The 18,701-nt window shown below is 66.0% G+C and carries 21 protein-coding genes; 5 read left to right on the top strand and 16 right to left on the bottom strand.

From position 1 onward, the window contains the following. Window positions 1–52: 52 nt before the first annotated feature. A complete protein-coding gene (locus AU072_RS16940; protein ID WP_064414850.1) occupies window positions 53–1,165 on the top strand; it encodes an NAD(P)H-dependent amine dehydrogenase family protein in 1,113 nt (370 codons plus the stop codon). Here the strand turns inward: AU072_RS16940 and AU072_RS16935 are convergent. The 11 genes from AU072_RS16935 to rplS form a co-directional block, all read right to left on the bottom strand. Further along, complete coding sequence (locus tag AU072_RS16935) at window positions 1,143–1,622, bottom strand: Rv2253/PknI dimerization domain-containing protein (RefSeq protein ID WP_067390853.1); 480 nt, start codon at window positions 1,620–1,622, stop codon at window positions 1,143–1,145. The two genes, AU072_RS16940 and AU072_RS16935, sit on opposite strands and share 23 nt — an antisense overlap. Continuing rightward, entirely contained in the window at window positions 1,619–3,325 is a 1,707-nt protein-coding gene (locus AU072_RS16930; RefSeq protein WP_064415019.1) for an MCE family protein, read from the bottom strand. Before AU072_RS16930 ends, AU072_RS16935 begins: the two co-directional genes overlap by 4 nt. Further along, a complete protein-coding gene (locus AU072_RS16925; RefSeq protein WP_064414849.1) occupies window positions 3,325–4,485 on the bottom strand; it encodes an MCE family protein in 1,161 nt (386 codons plus the stop codon). The genes AU072_RS16930 and AU072_RS16925 overlap by 1 nt, the downstream gene beginning before the upstream one ends. After that, window positions 4,482–5,951: an MCE family protein gene (locus AU072_RS16920; RefSeq protein WP_064415018.1), complete on the bottom strand. Its 1,470-nt coding sequence runs from the start codon at window positions 5,949–5,951 to the stop codon at window positions 4,482–4,484. Before AU072_RS16920 ends, AU072_RS16925 begins: the two co-directional genes overlap by 4 nt. After that, entirely contained in the window at window positions 5,948–7,048 is a 1,101-nt protein-coding gene (locus AU072_RS16915) for an MCE family protein (RefSeq protein ID WP_064414848.1), read from the bottom strand. The genes AU072_RS16920 and AU072_RS16915 overlap by 4 nt, the downstream gene beginning before the upstream one ends. Continuing rightward, on the bottom strand, window positions 7,048–8,073 hold the full coding sequence (locus AU072_RS16910) for an MCE family protein (RefSeq protein WP_064414847.1): 1,026 nt from the start codon (window positions 8,071–8,073) through the stop codon (window positions 7,048–7,050). The genes AU072_RS16915 and AU072_RS16910 overlap by 1 nt, the downstream gene beginning before the upstream one ends. Continuing rightward, window positions 8,070–9,260, bottom strand: coding sequence for an MCE family protein (locus AU072_RS16905; protein WP_064414846.1), 1,191 nt, complete (start codon window positions 9,258–9,260; stop codon window positions 8,070–8,072). Before AU072_RS16905 ends, AU072_RS16910 begins: the two co-directional genes overlap by 4 nt. 600 nt (window positions 9,261–9,860) lie before the next feature. Beyond that, window positions 9,861–10,166 carry a DUF2469 domain-containing protein gene (locus AU072_RS16900; RefSeq protein WP_064414845.1) on the bottom strand — a complete coding sequence of 102 codons (306 nt, stop codon included), beginning with the start codon at window positions 10,164–10,166 and terminating at the stop codon, window positions 9,861–9,863. A 55-nt stretch (window positions 10,167–10,221) separates the two neighbouring features. Further along, window positions 10,222–10,953 (bottom strand): ribonuclease HII, encoded by a 732-nt coding sequence (locus AU072_RS16895; RefSeq protein ID WP_064414844.1) that lies wholly within the window; start codon window positions 10,951–10,953, stop codon window positions 10,222–10,224. 27 nt (window positions 10,954–10,980) lie between these two features. Next, on the bottom strand, window positions 10,981–11,796 hold the full coding sequence (lepB, locus tag AU072_RS16890) for a signal peptidase I (protein WP_064414843.1): 816 nt from the start codon (window positions 11,794–11,796) through the stop codon (window positions 10,981–10,983). An 86-nt stretch (window positions 11,797–11,882) separates the two neighbouring features. Then, window positions 11,883–12,224, bottom strand: a complete 342-nt coding sequence (rplS, locus tag AU072_RS16885) for a 50S ribosomal protein L19 (protein WP_064351209.1) — start codon at window positions 12,222–12,224, stop codon at window positions 11,883–11,885. Window positions 12,225–12,547: 323 nt separating this feature from the next. On the opposite strand from rplS, the gene AU072_RS16880 reads away from it, so the two are divergent. Together AU072_RS16880 and AU072_RS16875 are read left to right on the top strand one after the other, a co-directional pair. Further along, window positions 12,548–13,492, top strand: a complete 945-nt coding sequence (locus AU072_RS16880) for a serine hydrolase (RefSeq protein ID WP_064414842.1) — start codon at window positions 12,548–12,550, stop codon at window positions 13,490–13,492. 82 nt (window positions 13,493–13,574) lie between these two features. Continuing rightward, entirely contained in the window at window positions 13,575–14,099 is a 525-nt protein-coding gene (locus tag AU072_RS16875) for a hypothetical protein (RefSeq protein WP_064414841.1), read from the top strand. A gap of 5 nt (window positions 14,100–14,104) precedes the next feature. On the opposite strand, the gene trmD is transcribed toward AU072_RS16875, so the two are convergent. From trmD to AU072_RS16850, 5 genes are all read right to left on the bottom strand, one after another. Then, window positions 14,105–14,782 carry a tRNA (guanosine(37)-N1)-methyltransferase TrmD gene (gene trmD, locus AU072_RS16870; RefSeq protein WP_064414840.1) on the bottom strand — a complete coding sequence of 226 codons (678 nt, stop codon included), beginning with the start codon at window positions 14,780–14,782 and terminating at the stop codon, window positions 14,105–14,107. Window position 14,783: 1 nt separating this feature from the next. Beyond that, window positions 14,784–15,299, bottom strand: a complete 516-nt coding sequence (gene rimM, locus AU072_RS16865) for a ribosome maturation factor RimM (RefSeq protein WP_064414839.1) — start codon at window positions 15,297–15,299, stop codon at window positions 14,784–14,786. A gap of 9 nt (window positions 15,300–15,308) precedes the next feature. Next, window positions 15,309–15,551, bottom strand: a complete 243-nt coding sequence (locus AU072_RS16860) for an RNA-binding protein (protein WP_003881089.1) — start codon at window positions 15,549–15,551, stop codon at window positions 15,309–15,311. An 8-nt stretch (window positions 15,552–15,559) separates the two neighbouring features. Continuing rightward, window positions 15,560–16,123 carry a 30S ribosomal protein S16 gene (rpsP, locus tag AU072_RS16855; RefSeq protein ID WP_064414838.1) on the bottom strand — a complete coding sequence of 188 codons (564 nt, stop codon included), beginning with the start codon at window positions 16,121–16,123 and terminating at the stop codon, window positions 15,560–15,562. Between the two features lie 294 nt (window positions 16,124–16,417). Then, window positions 16,418–16,834: a nuclear transport factor 2 family protein gene (locus AU072_RS16850; RefSeq protein WP_064414837.1), complete on the bottom strand. Its 417-nt coding sequence runs from the start codon at window positions 16,832–16,834 to the stop codon at window positions 16,418–16,420. A gap of 32 nt (window positions 16,835–16,866) precedes the next feature. Here AU072_RS16850 and AU072_RS16845 point away from each other — a divergent pair, with 32 nt between their 5' ends. Further along, window positions 16,867–17,745 (top strand): D-alanyl-D-alanine carboxypeptidase family protein, encoded by an 879-nt coding sequence (locus AU072_RS16845; protein ID WP_064414836.1) that lies wholly within the window; start codon window positions 16,867–16,869, stop codon window positions 17,743–17,745. A 73-nt stretch (window positions 17,746–17,818) separates the two neighbouring features. Further along, a complete protein-coding gene (locus tag AU072_RS16840; protein ID WP_064414835.1) occupies window positions 17,819–18,664 on the top strand; it encodes a D-alanyl-D-alanine carboxypeptidase family protein in 846 nt (281 codons plus the stop codon). Window positions 18,665–18,701 lie beyond the last annotated feature (37 nt).

The following is an 18,701-nucleotide window of genomic DNA, read 5'->3' as shown; positions in this document are numbered from 1 at the left end:
GCTATTCTCAGCGCTGGCTCTGTCGCCATCTCGCGCTCTCCGAGGAGGATCGATGTCCGGAGACAAGCACCGCGTCGTGGTCTGGTCGACCGGCGGAATCGGGTCCATCGCGATCCGCGCGATCTCCCAGCGGCCCGACCTGGATCTCGTCGGGGTGTGGGTGCACTCCCCCGACAAGGACGGCAAGGACGCCGGTGAACTCGCCAACGGACAACCGATCGGGTTGACCACCACCACCGATGCCGACGCGCTGATCGCGCTCGAACCGGACTGCGTCGTCTACGCCGCCAGCGGGCCCGAACGCGATGCGCTCGCCATCCCGGACTACGTGAAGCTGCTCAGCTCCGGCATCAACGTGGTGACCACCAGCACCACCCACCTGGTCAACCCGCACGCCTACGAACCGGCCGAGTGGCGCGACCAACTGGCCGCGGCGGCCAAGGAGGGCCAGGTCTCCTTGTACGCCTCGGGTATCGAACCGGGATTCGTCGCCGACTACCTACCGCTGGTGTTGAGCACGCAGTCCTCGCAGATCGAGAAGATCCACGCCTACGAGATCGGTCTCTACGACGACTACGGTGTTCCCGACATCATGAGCGACGCTTTGGGATTCGGGCGGCCGCTCGACTACCAGCCGTGGATTTCGTTTCCCGGTGCCATCTCCGGCGAATGGCAGGGGCAGATCCGCATGGTCGCCGAGGCTCTCGGCGTCGAGGTGCAAGAGGTCCGCGAGACGTTCGACCGCGCGGTGACCGAGCGGACAATCGAGGTGGCGATGGGCACCGTCGAGGCGGGCACGTGCGGCGCCCTGCGCATGCAGGCCATCGGCATCGTCGACGGCCGAGAAGCGATCGTGATCGAACACGTCACCCGCTTGGCGCCCGACGTGGCCCCCGAGTGGCCGACGATGCCGGACGCGCTCGGCTACCGCATTGTCATCACCGGCCAGCCCGACATCGAATGCACGATGGCGGCGACCGTCCGCGACCGCAAGGATGCGGCCATCGAGAGCATGACCTCGGGCGCCGGAGCGATGGTCGCGACGGCGATGCGTGTCATCAACGCGATCCCGTACGTCGTTGCGGCACAACCGGGTCTGCTCAGCTCGATCGACCTGCCGCTGACGATCCCTCGGCACGCATTCAACCCACGCGGGTCAGCGTGAACGGCATCTCGATGTCGAGCACCTTGTTGAATCCGCAGGCGCCGCTGGGCCCCTCGGTCTTGTCCCACCCGACGTACTTGTTGGGGTCCGGCGGATAACCTAGCCAGAACACCCACGCCTGCTTACCCGGGTAGGCCGTACCGTCGATGCAGGGCTCCCAGTCCGGGACCGTCCTGGTGACCTTCCACCGGCCGCTCATGTACACCGCCTCCGCACTCCAGCCCTGGTCGCTGTCTACCCGCCCGGTGCAGTCCTGATACGTCGTACACGTCGAGGTGATGGTCCAGGTCTGTGTGACGCTTGCCTCGTCGTGCCGCGAGTCGTTGGTCGTCGCCCATCGGCCGTCGGAGAACGCGGTGAAGACGCCGTTGATCGCGACCTCGTTCTGCGCCTGCGCCGGAGGCGCAAACTGAACCGCCGCGATGATGCTCGCCACGATCGTCAACGCCCGTATCACCGCGCCCCTCCTTCGTAGATCAGCTCCTGCCAGGACTTCGGGGTCTGCACGAGATCGGTTTGGTGGCCGACGTTTCCGTCCGGCGTCGCATACTGACCCGTCTGGGGGTCGTAGTGCGCGATGGCGACGGATGGTCCCTCCATAGGAGCGGTGGTAACTGAACTCGGCGTCGCGGGCACCGCCCCCGACGGCGGCGGTCCTTGCGGCGGCGGGCCCTGCGGCGGTGACCCGTGTGGGGTCGCCGCCTGGGGGGCAGGCGCGGCGGCACCCTGCTGATCCACCTGATGCGACACCAGGGGCGGTATCGCGTTCGGCGGCAACGACGGCATCTGTGCGCCTGGCGCCGGCGGCGGAGGCGGGATCGGCGGGAGCGGACCCCGCGGTACCGCGCCGGGCGGAAGTGGCGTGCCTTCGAGCGGAGCGAAAAGGTTCTCGTCAGCCGTGACTCGGTCGTCGGGCGGCACACCCTGTGCGATGAGGTTCGGGTCGATCGGATACGCCCCCACTGAGTGCTGACGCATCGCCAGCGGTTCGTAGGGTTTGTCGCTGTAGCACTGCTCGACGGTGGGCGCCCGCTTGCCGGGTACCCCCATGCACGGCGCGTTGCGTGCGCCCCGCACGACGATCGGCGAGTCCTGCGGCAGCTTGCAATAGATGCCGTCCGGCGTGTCGATCGTGGTCTGATCGTCCGGGCTCCGCCATTGCGAGGGCGGCAGGAAGCCAACGGTGCACGGGTTGGGGTCCGCCATCTGAATACGGAAGTCACCCAGGGCGATACCGGTCGGATTGTTCTGGGGAGCCGACGATTGCACGTTGGCCACGAACGGCGGCAACAGCACCAGCACCTGTTCCAACGACGGCCGATAGGTCACTGCCACCTGACCGATGGTGGTCATGTTGGCCAACAGCACCGGCAGGGTCGGCTTGATCTGCTCGAGCAGCCCGGAGACCTCGTTCGCCGCTGCGGGGGCCTCCTCCAACAGTGTGCGGATCTGCGGGTCGTCGGCGACGACCTGTCCGGTGATACCGGCGAGGCTTCGTGCCCACACGCGCAGCGCGTCGGTCGAGCGGGCCTGCGAATCCAGAAGCGGCACCGAATCTTCGGCCAACCTCGCGGAGCGGGACGCGTCCTCGTTCAGGGCTTCCGAGAGCGTGGCTGATGAATCCACCAGCGAACCCATGTCGAAGCCGGCCCCACTGAACGCCTTGTACGATTCGTCGATCAACTCGGTCAGCCGGCCTATGGGGATGCTCGCGATCAGGGTGTTCACCTGCTCCAGCATCGGGCTCACCGGTTGCGGGATCGTGGTGTCGGCCATCGGGATCACCGATCCGTCTTCCAGGTACGGTGCGGAGTCGGTGCGCGGGAGTAGTTCGACGTACTGTTCGCCCACGGCGGAGACGCTGCGCACTTCGGCCTGCAGATCGGCCGGAATCTTCGGTGCCGTGTCGAGGCGAAGCGTCGCGATGGCCCGCGTGCGCGACACGTCCATCTCGGTCACCTTGCCGACCTGCACGCCGCGATAGGTGACGTTGGCGAACCGGTAGAGCCCGCCGGACGAGGGCAACTCCAGTGTGACGGTGATCTTCCCGATGCCCAGCAGGGTGGGCACCTGCATGTAGCCGAACACCATCGCGACCACACCGATGATCGACGCGATCGAGAAGATCACGAGCTGGATGCGCACCATCCGCGGCAACATCAGCCACCACCCCCCGGCTCCCATGGGGCGGGGGCAGTATTCGGGATCGGGCCGAAGGGCGGCGAGGTGCCGACGCCCATAGGGAATTTGGTGTAGTACGAGTCGTACCCGGGATCACCCGGCGCGGGAATCAACGACGCGCGGTTCTGCCCGAGCGCGGTACCGAGCAGCAATCCACGCTTGAGCCGCGCGTTCGTCCAGTCCACCGTGACGAACAGATTCACGTAATCACCGCGCACCCCGCGGTCGATCAAGTTCTGGCTCAACGGGAACGTCGGCAGCCAAGCCAGGGTCGTGTCGATCTCGGGGCCCACGTCGGCAAGCGCGCGCAGCGTCGGCTCCAGGTTCTTCAGATTCGTCACGAGATCGGCCTGCGTGTCGTTGATCAGGCCGGAAACCGTATCGCTGAACTGCCCCAACCGGTTCAGTGCGGTGGTGAAGTTGGGCCGTTCGCGGATCAGCACGTCGAGCGCGGGCGGGATCTTGTCGAGCGCGCGGGTGAGTACCCGCTGTTCATCACCCAGCCGTTGCGAGAACCTGTTCAGCTCCTCGATGGTGGCGATGATGTTGTCGCGCTGCCGGTACAGGGTCCCGACGAAGGTGTCCAGACGGGCGATCAGGTCGCGCACCGTTGCCTGGCGTCCGGACAGCGCGGTGTTGAAATTGGCGATGATGTCACCGATCTGGCCGAGTCCCCCGCCGTTGACCACCGCAGCCAGTGACGACAGCGTCCGTTCGGTCGACGGGTAGGTCGACGTCTTGTCGAGACCGATGGTGGCGCCCGGACTGAGCCTGCCGCTCGGCTCCTCACCCGGCGGCGGGTCCAGCGCCACGTGCATGGAGCCCAGGAGGCTGGTCTGACCGACCGTGGCGACGGCGTTGGCAGGCACCACGACGTCGGGCTTGACGGAGATCTCGAGGTCGATGTGCCAGCCGTGCAACGTCATCCTGCCCACGCTGCCGACCACCACGTCGTCGATCATCACCGGCGAATTCGATTCCAGCGTCCCGACGTTGGCGAGTTCGACGTGGTAGACGCTGGCGTCCGGCCCCCGGCCCACCGCCCCCGGGAGCGGCAACGAATTCACCCCCTGGAACGAGCACCCGGTGAGCGTCAGCAGCAGCGTCAGCCCTGTGGCCACGGTACGACGGCCGATCATGACGGTTCTCCGACGTGCGGAGCCGGGGGCGCCCCCGCCGGCGGCGCCGGCGAATTCGGAAGTGCCGGCGGTGCCGGCGAATTCGGTAATGCCGGAGGTACCGGCGAATCCCGCCGCTCGGCGGGCAGCAGCATGTTCTGCAGGGTCGGCGGACCGGGTGGTGCGGGTGCAGCGAGTGGTGCGGGCGGGATACCCGGCGGTGGCGGTGGCGCTCCCCAACCCGGAGGCGGCGGTATGTCGCCGATTCCCGTGTAGGCCGACACCGCGGGTGGGGGCTCAGGCTGATCGTCGGGGGGCCCACCCGCACCGGGCATCAACTCCGGTTCCGAATACCGCAGCATGTACGGCGGCGGGTTCGACGTCAGGAACAGGCTGAACGGGAACGGCACATTGTTGATGCTCGCTGTGCGCAGGCCGGGCCCGAGGTACTGCGAGCACAGCTTGCCGGTGGTCGGCGAGGTGACGTTCTGCAGCGCTCCGATCATGCCGCAGAACGCCCACACCGGATTCGACAGGTTGTTGAGCACGAACACGCCGCTGGCGGCCCCGGTGCGCGGGTCGAACATGTTGACCGCGTTGGCAATCGAGTGCGGTGCGATGTGCAGGACATTTTCCAGCGCCATGCGGTTGTCGACGAGGTTCTGCGTGACGTTTGCCAGTCGCTGGATCTGTTCGGCGGTCTGGTCGCGCGTGCCCCGGATGAACCTGGTCGTCTCGCCGACGACGTCGGACAGATTCCTCAATGCGGCGTCCAGATCGGATCGGCTGTCGTCGACCACGCTTGTCAACGTCGCGAACCTGTCCTGGAACTGCACGATCTGCTCGTTACTGTCGCGCAACGCGGAGACGAACGCCTGCAGGTGGTTGATGGTGTCGACGATGTTGCCGCTTCCGTCGGCGAGTATGCGACCGACTCCGGAGAGCTGCGCAAGCGTTTGACGCAGTTTGTCGCCGTTGCCGTCGAGCGCGTTGGCCGCGCTGTCGATGAACCTGCCGACTGAACCGGTCGACATGCCCTCGGCGGGGCCGAGGTCCGTCGCCAGGCGCATCAGCTGCTCTTTGACCTCGTTCCATTCGACCGGAACCGCCGTGCGGTCCAACGGGATCACGGCGCCGTCGGCCATCGCGGGTCCGGATTCGTAGGCAGGCGTCAGCTGAACGTATCGCGCCGAGACCAGGTTCTGGGCGACGATCACCGCCTTCGCGTCAGCGGGCACCTTGATGCCGTGGTCGAGGGCCAGCCTCATCTCCGCCTGGGTGCCGAGCGGTTTGATCGACTCGATCGAGCCCACCTTGACCCCGGCGATTCTCACCTCGTCACCGGGGTAGATGGCGGTGGCCGTGGTGAACTGGGCGGTGATGGTCGTGGGCCGGAACACGGTCTGCCGGACCAGGATCACGACCCCGCCGACGAGCACCACCGCCAGTGCGACCGCGAGTGCACGCTTCACCCAGGCGTTGTTCATCGGCCCGGCCCCCACTGCTCGTGGGGCATCGGAATTCCGTTGTACGGGAACGGAAGCTCGGCGCGCGGTCCGGCGTTGTCGGGCGGTTGGCCGGCGTTGACCCCGCGCCGGAACCCGAACGCGTAATCGAAGAACGGCTGGAAGATCTCGGCGAAGAAGATGTTGGGGATGTAGGCCTGGTAGTACGGGCCGTTACCGATCGTCTCGCCCAACGTGATCTGGAACTTCGCCAGCCCGGGAAGCGCCTTGGCGATGTTGTCGCGGTTGCGCTCCAGGATCTCGGTGACGCCGTTGAGCTTCTCCAACGTGGGGGCGAGCTCCTTCTCGTTGTCGGCGATGAGGCCGGACAGCTGCTGGGACAGCGCCGAGGTGTGCGCGAGCAGTTCGACGATGGCGTAGCGCCGCGCCGACAGCACCGACACCAGGTCGTTGGCGTTGAGGATCAGCGTGTTCACCTGCTGGCTGCGCTCCGACAGGATCTCGGTGACGTCGGCGCCGTTCTCGAGCAGGTCCCCCAGCGTTTCATCACGGTCGTTGATCGCCTTGGACACCCGGGTCAACCCGTCGAATGCCGGGCCCAGCTGCGGTGCAACCTGGTCCAGGGTCGCCGCCAAGGTGTCCAACGACTGGTTCAACGACGCGGTGTCGGTGCCCGCGGTATTGCTCGTCAGCTCGCTGACCGCCTCGGTCAACGAATATGGGGATGCGGTGCGCGACACGGGGATCACATCCATCGGGTGCAGCGACCCCCCGCCTTTGGATTCCAGGGTGACGACCCGCTCACCGAGCAGGGTTCCGGTCCGGATGTGTGCGGTGGTGTCCGATCCCAGCGCTACCGAGCCGTCGACCACCATCGTCACCAATGCGTTGCGTCCTTGGAGCGCAACGCTGGAGACGGTACCCACCTTGATGCCCGAGATCGTCACGTCGTTGCCCGCTGCCAGCCCCCCGGCGTCGGTGAACTGCGCCTGATACCGCACCGCGGTCGCCCATGACACCAGTCGTTCCGGAGCGAGCCCGACGGCGATGACGAGGACGATCAGCACCACGCCGAGGATTCCGGCGCGGATGAGTTGCCTGCCACGGTATTTCAGCATCAGGGTTCGGTGCACCTCCCGTTTTCCTGCTTGATCCATGGGAAGACGGCGGTGCGGCCCTGCAGGTCGGTCACCCGCCACTTCAGCTCGCAGATGTAGTAATTGAAGAAGCTGCCGTACGACCCGGTCCGGATCAGTTTGCGATAGTTCTCCGGCGCCTTCTGCAGGCTCGTGTCGAGCCGGTCCTTCTGGAAGTCGAGATTGGTGGCCAGCCGGGCGAGTTCGTCGACGGTGCCCGCCAGCGGTGCGCGCGCATCGCTGAGGAGATCGGCCACCGACGCCGATCCATTGTTCAGCGACTCGATCGCGGTGCCGATCGGGTCACGTTCCGCTGCCAGCTCCGTGACGAGCTTCTCCAGGCGGTCGATCGTGCCCGAAAACTTGTCGCCCTCCCGATTCAGGGTGACAAGGAGCGTGCGGAGATTGTCGATCAGCGCCTGAATCGTCTGGTTGTGCTCGGCAAGCGCCGTGGTGAAACCGGAGGTGTTGTTCAGCAGGGACTGCAAGGTGCCGCCCTGCCCCTGGAAGATCTGGATGAGGGACGCCGACAGCGCGTTCACATCTTCTGGATTCAGCCCTCGGATAACGGGTTTGAGCCCGCCGAGCAGGAGGTCGAGGTCCAGTGCGCCCTGCGTCCGCTCCGAGGGGATCTCAGAACCGGGCGCAAGCGGCGTTCCGTCCGGTCCCTCGATCAGTTCCAGGTATCGGTCGCCGACCAGGTTCAGGTACCGGACCGCCGCCCGTGTACCGGTGGTCATGCGCACATTCGGGTCGGCGTCGAAGCTGACCAGCACCGTCTTGTCCGGACGGAGTTTGACGCCGTTGACCGTTCCGACCCGCATCCCGGCGACCCGCACGGACTGTCCGGTCTTCAGCCGGGAGGCGTCGGCGAACACGGCCGTGTAATCCTTGGTGCTGCCGGTCTGGTACTGGCCGAAGATGAAGAACAGCGATGCGGTCAGCAACGTCATCACGAGCGCGAAGAGCCCGAACTTGATCAGGGTCGGCCGCAGCGAACGCCTCATCCGGGCATCCCGATCTGTGCTGTATTGCGGGGCGGCCCAGCGGTTTCGGTGTCGGGAAACATGATCTGCTTGATGATGTCGGCGTTGAGGATGATGCCCGGGTAGGTGCGTCGCCACGGATTGGTTCCGGTATCGGCGACCACATACGGCGCAACCGCCTCGAATGGCAGCTTCGGCAGCCCGGTGCACTGCGGGCCGCCCTCGGCGCCGGCCTTGGGGAGATCCAAGGGATAGCGGTACCGCTCCTGGGCCCACAGGAAGCCGGCCAACACCTCGACTCCCGGCGCCTTCAGCGGTGGCCGGTGCGACGCCTCGACCATTCCGGCCAGCGCGCACCACAACGCCTGGTTGTACTCGTTGGTCAACGCCGTGGTCGGGACCAATAGCCGCGCGACGTCCGTCAGCGATTGACGGTTGTGACCGATCACCTCGTTGCCGACGTCGGCCAGCCCGATCACGCTGACGAGCGCCGCGTCGAGGTCGTCCTGTTTGTCGACGATGGATTCGCTGATGCTTGCCGCGTTGTCGGCGATCGACACGAAATCCCCTGTCGCGTCGACATATGCGCGCAGCACGCCCGGAGCCAGTTCCAGGTCGCGGTTCAGCGCGGGCAGGCTGGGTTCCAGCGTCGCGAGGTACGAATCGAGGTCCGAGAGCATCTGGCCGAACTTCTGCCCCCGGCCGGAAACGGCCTGCGCGATCGCACCGAGGGTGGCATTCAGCTTCGCCGGCTCGATCGTGGACAGCACCGAGGTCAGCTGCTCGAACACGGTGTTCACCTCGACCATCACATGCTGAGCTTCGATCACCTGACCCGCGCGCAGCGATTGCGGTGACGGATCGTCGGGGAAGACGAATTGCACTTGCTTGGCGCCGAAGACCGTCGGTGACGCGATGTCGACCAGTGCGTTGGCCGGAACGGCGTCGAGGCGTGAGGGATCCATCGCCAGATGCAGCGCCGCCTCACCGCTGGGAAGTGATTCGATCGATGCGACGCGGCCCACCTGGACGCCGCGGACTTGGACCTTGGCATCCGGATTCATCACCAGCCCGGCTCGCTGCGAAATCACGGTCACCGGAACGGTATCGGCGAAGTCACCCCGAAACAGGCTCGCCGCCAACGCGAAAACCGCCACGACCCCAACGATCGAGGCCAATCCGACGAGTGGGCGCAGCAGATAGCGCATCACCGATCGCTCCCGCGCTCATACCCGAGGTGTCCCGCACCGCACCCCGTCGGTCGGTATGACAAGCCCGCGTTCCCCCCGCTGTGCGATTCAGGACGGTGCAGGACTTTACGCCGGAACATATCTTTGGGTCAATCGCTCCCGTTGTTGTACGGAAATTCTTGGTCGCGGATCCTCTTTCAGCCGGCCAGAAAGATGATGTTTGTTTGCTGCACAAGAATGTCACACAGTTCGGCCCAGTTCAACCGGTAGAAATGGGACACTTAGGTGTTATCTGTCTCGCGGCCGCGACGTATACGACCGTCTTGTCATCTACGTCGACGACGAGGATTTACGGAACAAGGATTAGGCCCAACACAGGCATTGTTCAGCGCACCCGTGAGTCGGCGGATGCAACGGCATCGCCGTCGGTGCCACCCAATCGTGCCGTGCGAAGGTCGCCGGCGAAGCCAATTGGCAATTTTTGTGAGAATAGAGACGGTCGGTCTTGGAAAGGTCGTAGGCACACCGACAAGGCCAATGGTGTTGGCATTTCGGATGACTAACTACTGGTGCAAACGTTCGTGGCTCTACGCGCGTTGCACGGTCGGAAACTCTCGACTACTCCGGCAGCCGCAACTCGGGCTTCTCGACCTCTTCGATATTGACGTCTTTGAAAGTGATCACCCGCACCTGCTTGACGAAGCGGGCGGGCCGGTACATGTCCCACACCCAGGCGTCGGACAGCCGAAGCTCGAAGTAGACCTCTCCGTCGGAGTTGCGCGGTACCAGTTCGACGCTGTTGGCGAGGTAGAACCTCCGCTCGGTTTCCACCACGTAACTGAACTGGCCGACGATGTCCTTGTACTCGCGGTAGAGCGAGAGTTCCATCTCGGTTTCATATTTCTCGAGATCTTCGGCACTCATCGGCTCAGCTGTCCTTCATCTTGGTCGCTGCCCCCTTGTTGGCTCCCATTGTCCCCTACCCTGCTTCGTCGCATTGATCCGGTGGACCCACTTGGCAGGAGTCAACCAGTTCGGTCACCACCCTGATCCCTCCGGCGGTGGCCACCCGACGGACGTTGATGAACGAGTGCCGGTGTTGACTACAGGGCCCCAGCTCGGCCAGCGCAGCGCTGTGCGCGGGTGTGCTGTAGCCCTTGTGGACGGCAAAACCGTAGCCCGGGTGTTCGGCCTCCATCTTCACCATCAAGCGGTCACGACTGACCTTGGCCAGCACGCTGGCCGCCGCAATACACGCCGCGGCCGCATCACCGCCGACCACCGGAAGTGAGGGCGCCGGCAACCCAGGCACGCGGAATCCGTCGGACAGCACGTAGCCGGGTCGCACGGACAGGCCCGCGACCGCACGGCGCATACCCTCGATGTTGGCCACGTGCACGCCACGGCGATCGACCTCATGCGACGGGATGAACACCACGTGGTAGGCAAGGGCGTAGCGCCGAATCAAAGGGAAAAGGCGCTCGCGCTCCTTTTCATTCAGCTTCTTTGAATCGTCGAGGGCCGAGAGGCTCTCCAACCGATTGGGACCCAGGACGCAGGCGGCGACGACAAGGGGACCCGCACACGCACCGCGGCCGACCTCATCGACGCCGGCCACGGGTCCGAGACCACTGCGATAGAGCGCAGATTCCAATGTGCGCAGCCCCGAGGACTTCCGGATCACAGTGCGCGGAGGCCATGTCGCCGGCAAGAACAGCTCTCCTAGTTGCGTCTGGCGTTACGTCTGCGGGTTCACGCTGCCCACGCCACCCCAGCGGGAAGGGGGCCACGCGATGAACCGCGCCTTTCCGATCACATTGTCCACCGGGACGGTGCCCGCCATCGGATCGCCCGTGCACAGCAGACCCTTCTGGGCGTCGGCCGGGGTGTTGGTGCAGTGCGCGCGCGAATCAGCCGAGTGGGTGCGGTTGTCCCCCATCACCCACAACCGGCCTTCGGGCACCTCGACGGGTCCGAACTCATTACCCAGGCACGGGTAGATGGCGGGGTCGGCCCGCATGGTGTCGGGGTCCAGGTACGGCTCGTCGAGCCGCTTACCGTCGACGGTCAATCCGGTCGAAGCTCGACATTCCACGGTCTGGCCGCCCACCGCGATTATTCGCTTGACGAGGTCGTTTTCGTCGGGCGGAACGAATCCGACGACCGACAGCGCGTTCTGCACCCATCGGATCGCGGTGTTGTCCGAGCGAATCGACCGGTAGTTGATGTTCCAGTTCGGCGGGCCCTTGAACACGACGACGTCGCCGGGCTCAGGGGAGGAGAAACGGTAGGTCAGCTTGTCGACCATGATCCGGTCGCCGGTGCAGCCCGGGCAGCCGTGCAGGGTCGGTTCCATCGACTCCGACGGAATCAGATACGGCCGGGCGACGAACGTCAGCATGACGTAGTAGATGACGAGCGCGATCGAGATGAGGATCGCGAATTCCCGGAGTGCGCCGCCCTTTTTCTTGGGCTTTTCCGTCTCGCCGTCCGGCGCGGCGGTCTCGGGTTGGTGCTCGGCTGATGATTCGTCGGGCTCTGGGGAACCGGTCACCGCATCAGGGTAGCCAGCGCCGTGCTCAGCCCCGCGCTGCTCGCGCTCCAAGGATCAGGCTCCGGCGCCGGCGGCCGACCCGGAGGTCAGCGCTTTTCCTTGATCTTGGCTTTCTTGCCGCGCAGCTCGCGCAGGTAGTACAGCTTGGCACGACGTACGTCACCGCGGGTCACGACGTCGATGTGGTCGATGTTGGGCGAGTGCACCGGGAAGGTTCGTTCGACGCCGACGCCGTAGCTCTCCTTGCGCACAGTGAATGTCTCGCGGACGCCGCCGCCCTGGCGCCGCAAGACCACACCCTTGAAGACCTGGATGCGCTCCTTGGAGCCCTCGATGACCTTGACGTGCACGTTGACGGTGTCGCCGGGACCGAAGTCCGGGATGTCGTCGCGCAGTGATGTCTGATCGACGAAGTCCAGCGTGTTCATCGGTGACACTTCCTTGCGGTTGGCGGCTGCGGGCGCTGCTGTCACGAGGATGCCGTGACATGGCCTGCCGAGCCGATCTGATCGGGCGAATCGGGGTGTATCTCGCAGCGGGCGGAACTGGCCGTTCCCGGGTCCTGCACAGACAACTGCTCAATTGTGCCAGATGAGACCTGCTCTCACGAAATCGCACCGAGTCATCTGGTCCGCGCTTGCCGAGGTTACCTAAGCAGGCGCCCGGGGTAGCCAGTGATTAGGCTTGACACCAGGGCCGAAGCAACGCGGCGGGGCCCGGAAAACTCTATCTGGGCCAATCGAGGAGGGTCATGCAACGGCGGCCGTCTCCGCTTCTCAAGACGATCGCATTCGTCGCCGCTGCGATCGTGGTCGCTGCTGGCTGCGAGGCGAAGGTCCACGGCACGCCACCGCATCCGGCCGGCCCGCATCTGACCGTCATCGCGCCCCAGGGCGGCTTGGCGCCGCTGCCCGAAACCGCGCCCGACGAACCCGCCGCCTCCTTCGGCGGCATCGACGCTCGCACACGCCAGGCCACCGAGCAGGCCGCCGAGGCCGGCGCCGACCTCGCGATCGCCGTGCTCGACCGCAATACCGGGACTTTCGTGTCCAACGGCAACAACGAGGCGATGCCGATCGCCTCGGTGGTCAAGCTGTTCATCGCCGACGACCTGCTGCTGCAGGAATCGCAGGGACGGACCAAGCTCACGCCGCAGGACCGCAAGGCGTTGGAGGCGATGCTGCGGTCATCCGATGACAGCGCGGCCGAGATCTTCTGGAATCGCGGCGGCGGCAGCGAGATCGTTTCGCGGGTCACCGCGCGATACGGCCTGGGCGCGACCAGCACGCCGTACAACGGCCGCTGGTTCAACACCTTGAGCACCACGGCAGACCTGGTGCGGTACTACTCAGAGCTGCTGTCGGGCGGCGGCGGCCTACCCCCCGACAAGGCCGACGTCATCGTGTCGAACCTGGCGAGGTCGACTCCGACGGCGCCCGACGGCACGGTGCCCGGCGGTGTGTATCCCCAGCGGTTCGGCATCCCCGACGGGCTCTACGAGGAGCGGGTGGCGGTCAAGCAGGGCTGGTTCTGCTGCTGGAACGGCGGCAACTGGGTGCACTGGTCCACCGGAGCGATCGGCGCGGACCGTCGATTCGTCATGGCGATCGCATCGATGCAGGCCGCGGACGACGTCACCGCACGCAACACGATCACGCAGGCGGTCAAGACGATGTTCCCCGGGGGCCGCATCTAGCTTCGGCGTAGCACGTCCTCGAAAGTCGGCGGAGAACCGCGAAAAAGCACCTCGCGCCGCGAGAATCCGGCACGCTGCGTTGATGACTCCAGCCGAACACCTGCCGCACATCTCGCGCCGGGCCGCACTCGGTGCGCTCGGCCTCGGTGCCGCGGCCGTCGCCACCGCTCCGCATGCCGCGGCTCAGCTCGACCAGGGCTATGAGGCGATGTTGATGAAATGCATCGACCCCCGGTTCACCACCAACACGTGGAAGTACATGTCCGGCCGCGGCTGGCAGAACAACTACAGCCAGTTCGCCTTCGCCGGCGGACCCGTCGGCGCGGTCGCCCCCGCGTTCGCCGGCTGGCACGAGACATTCTGGGACAACCTCGCTATTTCGGTGGACCTGCACTGGCTGACGCGGTTGATCGGTATGGCGCACCGCGACTGCGGCGCGGCCGCGGCGGCCTACGGCGACCGGGTGCTGACCGACAAGGCGTACGAGACCGAGATGCTGTCGGGAGCGTTGCGGGCATTCCGCGACGAAGCCGGCCGGCGTCAACCCGCGCTCGTCGTCGAACTCGGCATCATGGATCTGAACGGAGTCGTCGAAGTCGTCACCTGACGCGCTCAGTCGAGCAGGTCGGGTCGACGCTCGCGGGTGCGCTTCAAAGCTTGCTCGCGACGCCAGGCGGCGACCTTGGCATGATCACCGGAGAGCAGGATCTCGGGCACGTCGAGACCTCGCCAGCTGGGTGGCCGCGTGTAGCTTGGCCCCTCGAGAAGCCCTTCGGAATGCGAATCCTGTTGATGGGACGCTGGATTGCCGAGAACATCGGGCAGCAACCGCACAAGGGCCTCGATCATCACCAGTGCCGCCGACTCGCCGCCGGGCAGCACGTAGTCACCGATCGACACCTCCTCGACGCGCATGCGGCGGGCCGCGTCCTCAACGACGCGCTGATCGATTCCCTCGTAGCGTCCACACGCGAACACCAGGTGCTGCTCGGCCGCCCAGCGCTCCGCATCGGCCTGTCGGAACAGCCTTCCCGCGGGCGTCGGCACCACCAGAAGCGTTTCGGTCGAACAGATCTCGTCGAGCGCCTCACCCCACACCGGCGCCTTCATCAACATGCCCGGTCCCCCGCCGTAGGGTGCGTCGTCGACCGACCGGTGCACATCGTGCGTCCAGCGCCGCAGGTCGTGCACCTCGAGCTGTACGAGGCCGGACTCGATGGCCTTGCCGGGCAACGACTGTCGCAGTGGTTCGAGGTAGGCGGGAAAGATCGTGACGACGTCTATTCGCATGTCAGATCTCCAGCAGGCCTTCCGGCGGATCGATTTCGATGAGCTCATCGGCCAACGACACCGACGTCACGATCGCGCTGACGAACGGCACCAGAACTTCGCGTTCGTCACCGTGGACCGCGAGCAGCTCACCGGCGGCCGTATGCAACACCTCGGTGACGGTGCCCACGTCGACGCCGCCCGTCGTCCGCACCCGCAGGCCCTCGAGCTGGTGGTCGTAGTACTCGTCGGGGTCGTCGATCGGCGGCAGTTCCCGCGAATCGACGAGGAACACGATGCCCCGCAGCGCGTCGGCGGCGTTGCGGTCGTCCACGCCGTCGAACCGGACCAGCAGACGGCCACCGTGTTGACGGACCGACTCGATCGTGTACCGGCGCTCCGTGCCGCCCTTGGCGGGGCGCCCGCGCAGCGACGTCCCTGCGGCGAACCGCGCGTCGGGATCGTCGGTGCGGACGTCCACCACCACTTCACCGGTGATGCCGTGCGCTTTGACGACGCGCCCGACCACGAGGTCCATGCTGACCGGCTACTGGTCGGTGTCCACCACGTCGACGCGGATACCGCGACCGCCGATTCCGGCGACCAGCGTGCGCAGCGCGGTCGCGGTGCGCCCACCGCGTCCGATCACCTTGCCCAGGTCATCCGGGTGCACGTGAACCTCGACGGTGCGTCCGCGCCGGCTGGTCACCATGTCGACGCGGACGTCGTCCGGGTTGTCGACGATTCCGCGCACCAGGTGTTCGACCGCGTCGACGACGACAGAACTCACGACCCAACTCAGCTTTCAGTGGCGCCGGCGACGGTGGCGTCCTCGCCCTCAGCCGGGGGCTCGGACTGGTCCTTGGCGGGCGCCGGATCGGCCTGGGCCTCGGCCTCGACGGCCTTCTGATCCGACTCGTCAGACGCCTTGCCGGAGTCCTTATCGGAGGCTTGCGCGGCCTTCTTGGCTGCGGGTGCCTTCTTCTTCTTGGGCTGGGTCGCCTCGGTGCTCGGACCGCCCTCGGCCTCCGCGAGCGCCGCGTTGAACAGGTCCAGCTTGCTGGGCTTGGGCTCCTTGACCTTCAGCGTGCCTTCCGCACCGGGCAGACCCTTGAACTTCTGCCAGTCACCGGTGATCTTCAGCAGTGCGAGAACCGGTTCGGTCGGCTGGGCGCCGACGCTGAGCCAGTACTGGGCCCGCTCCGAGTCGATCTCGATGAGGCTGGGGTCTTCCTTCGGGTGGTAGCGGCCGATCACCTCGATGGCGCGGCCCTGACGGCGGGTGCGCGCGTCGGCGACGGCGATGCGGTACTGGGGATTGCGGATCTTGCCAAGCCGCGCGAGCTTGATCTTTACAGCCATGTGCTACGTCTTCTCCTGTGATTGCCACGCTGGCAATTCAGCGATCGAAGCGGGTTGCCTCGGCCCGGTTTTGCCCTGCGCGTGTGACCGCCGCAGAAGCGCCCGGCGAAAGATCGCTCAGAACGGGTCCTGCGGTAGACAGCCGCCTATTGTGCCAGAACAGCCCCGACCGGGAGAAATCCGCTGCGGGCACCCCTCCAGGCGGGCTTGATGGGTTGATCGCGGCCGTCGTCGATGTAACCGAGGGATCTTCGGACGCGGTCGTCGCCGACATCGGGTTCGGCGGGGGCATGCTCAGATGAGTTTGTCGAAGCACTTCTCCTCGACCCGCTTGCTCATGCGCCAGCCCTCGGCGGTGCGTACGAATTCGTCGACGTACCAGATCCCGACGAAGTAGATCTGGCCCTCACCGCCCATCACCATCGGGTTGAAGCAGATCGCGCGGGACGAGCCGGTGTCGCCGGTGATGCTGATGTCGACGTTGCCCAGCATGTGGTAGTAGGCCGGGAAGTTGGGCAGCACGTCCTTGAGCCACGCCTTGACCTCCGGGAAGCGGCCGTCGATGCCGCCGGTCACGCGGTAGTCGATGTAGGCGTCCGGCGTGAAAACCCGGTCGAGGTCGTCGAATCGCTTCTGGTCGATGGCGCTCGAGTAGTCGATCAACAGCTGCTGTATTTCGAAGCGGTCGGAAATCTCCTCGAGGCTCAACATGCGTCGATTGAACACGACTAGGCTGCCTGCCCATGCGGAAGCTCTTGATCTGCTTGACCACTGTGTTGTGCCTGGTGGCCTTCGGTACATCCGTCGCCACCGCCGCGCCGGTCGGCGTCAGCCAACCGTCGGGTTCGGTACCGATCCCCGAGGGCCCGGCCCGGGCATGGGTGCTCGCCGACATGGACACCGGTGCGGTGCTGGCCGCGCGCGACGAGTACGGCCAGTACGCGCCGGCCAGCACGATCAAGGTGCTGCTGGCGCTGACGGTGCTCGACGAACTGCCGCTCGACGCCACCGTGGTCGCCAACGAGGCCGACACCCGGGTGGAGTGCAACTGTGCGGGCGTCACACCCGGCATGGTCTACACGACGCGGCAACTGCTCGAGGCGATTCTTCTGGTGTCGGGCAACGACGCCGCCAACACGTTGGCCACCATGCTCGGTGGTTACGACGTCGCCGTGACGAAGATGAACGCCAAGGCCGCCCTGCTCGGCGCCCACGGCACCAACGCGGCGTCACCGTCGGGCCTCGACGGCCCCGGCATCGATATGTGGTCGTCCCCGCATGACCTGGCGGTCATCTTCCGCGCCGCGATGGCGAACCCGGTGTTCGCCTCGATCACCGCTGCGCCGACGGCCGTCTTCCCCACCAAGAGCGGCGACAAAGTCCTGGTCAACCAGGACGAGCTGCTCAAGCGCTACCCGGGCATGCTCGGCGGGAAGACCGGGTTCACCGACCGCGCCCAGAAGACGTTCGTCGGCGCCGCCCAGCGCGACGGGCGCCGGTTGGTCGTCGCGCTGATGTACGGCATGGATAAGCCCGGTCAGCCGACCTACTGGGATCAGGCGTCCAGCTTGTTCGACTGGGGTTTCGCGCTGAGTCCCGGCGCCAGCATCGGCGCGCTGTGATCACCGGTTAAGTTGCTCGATCGCAACGCATCCGAGACCGGAACACCGAACCCCGCCGATACGCTCGGCGGTCATGCGAAGCATGTCGGCTGCGTTGGCCATCGCGCTGACTTGCGCAACGACCCTGGCCATCGGCCTAGCCGCACCCGCCCCGGCCCAGCCGCGAGGCGAACCGTCGGGCGCTGTCGCGCTGCCCGACGGGCCTGCTCAAGCCTGGGTGCTCGCTGACGTCGATTCGGGTCGAATCCTGGCTTCGCGCAATCCCTATGAGCCCCATGCACCCGCGAGCACCATCAAGGCGCTACTCGCGATGGTGGTACTGGACCACCTGCCGCTGAACGCGGTGATCGCAGCAAGGCCGGCGGCCGCTGACGTCGAATGCTCTTGTGCCGGAGTGAAAGCCGGGCGCGCCTACACCGTGCGCCAACTGCTCGACGGGCTGATGTTGGTCTCGGGTAACGATGCCGCCAACGTTCTGGCCGACGGTCTCGGTGGTTACCGCGTCGCGGTGGCGAAGATGAACGCCAAGGCGCAGTCCCTGGGCGCACGCAGCACACGTGCCTCATCGCCGTCGGGGCTCGACGGCCCCGGCATGGAGTCGTTCACCACCGCCAGCGACCTCGCGCAGATCTATCGCCATGCGCTGCGGTATCCCGCGTTCGCCGCGATCGTGCGCCAGCCGTCGTCGTTGATCCCGACCGACAACGGGCCGAAGACGATCACCAACCAGAACCAGTTGCTCGAGCGGTATCCGGGCACGCTCGTCGGCAAGACCGGCTACACCAACCTGGCTCGCGACACGTTCGCCGCCGCCGCCCAGCGCGGCAACCGCCGATTGGTGGTCGCGCAGCTGTACGGCAACGGAGACCTTTACGGTCAGGCGATCAAACTGTTCGACTGGGGCTTCGCTCAGCCTTAAATTCCGCGAGCGACCGCGTTTGCGCACGACACGCCGC

Origin of the sequence: Mycolicibacterium novocastrense (assembly GCF_001499835.1) — a bacterium.
Lineage (GTDB): Bacteria > Actinomycetota > Actinomycetes > Mycobacteriales > Mycobacteriaceae > Mycobacterium > Mycobacterium novocastrense.
This window is presented reverse-complemented; position numbering and strand designations above follow the sequence as displayed.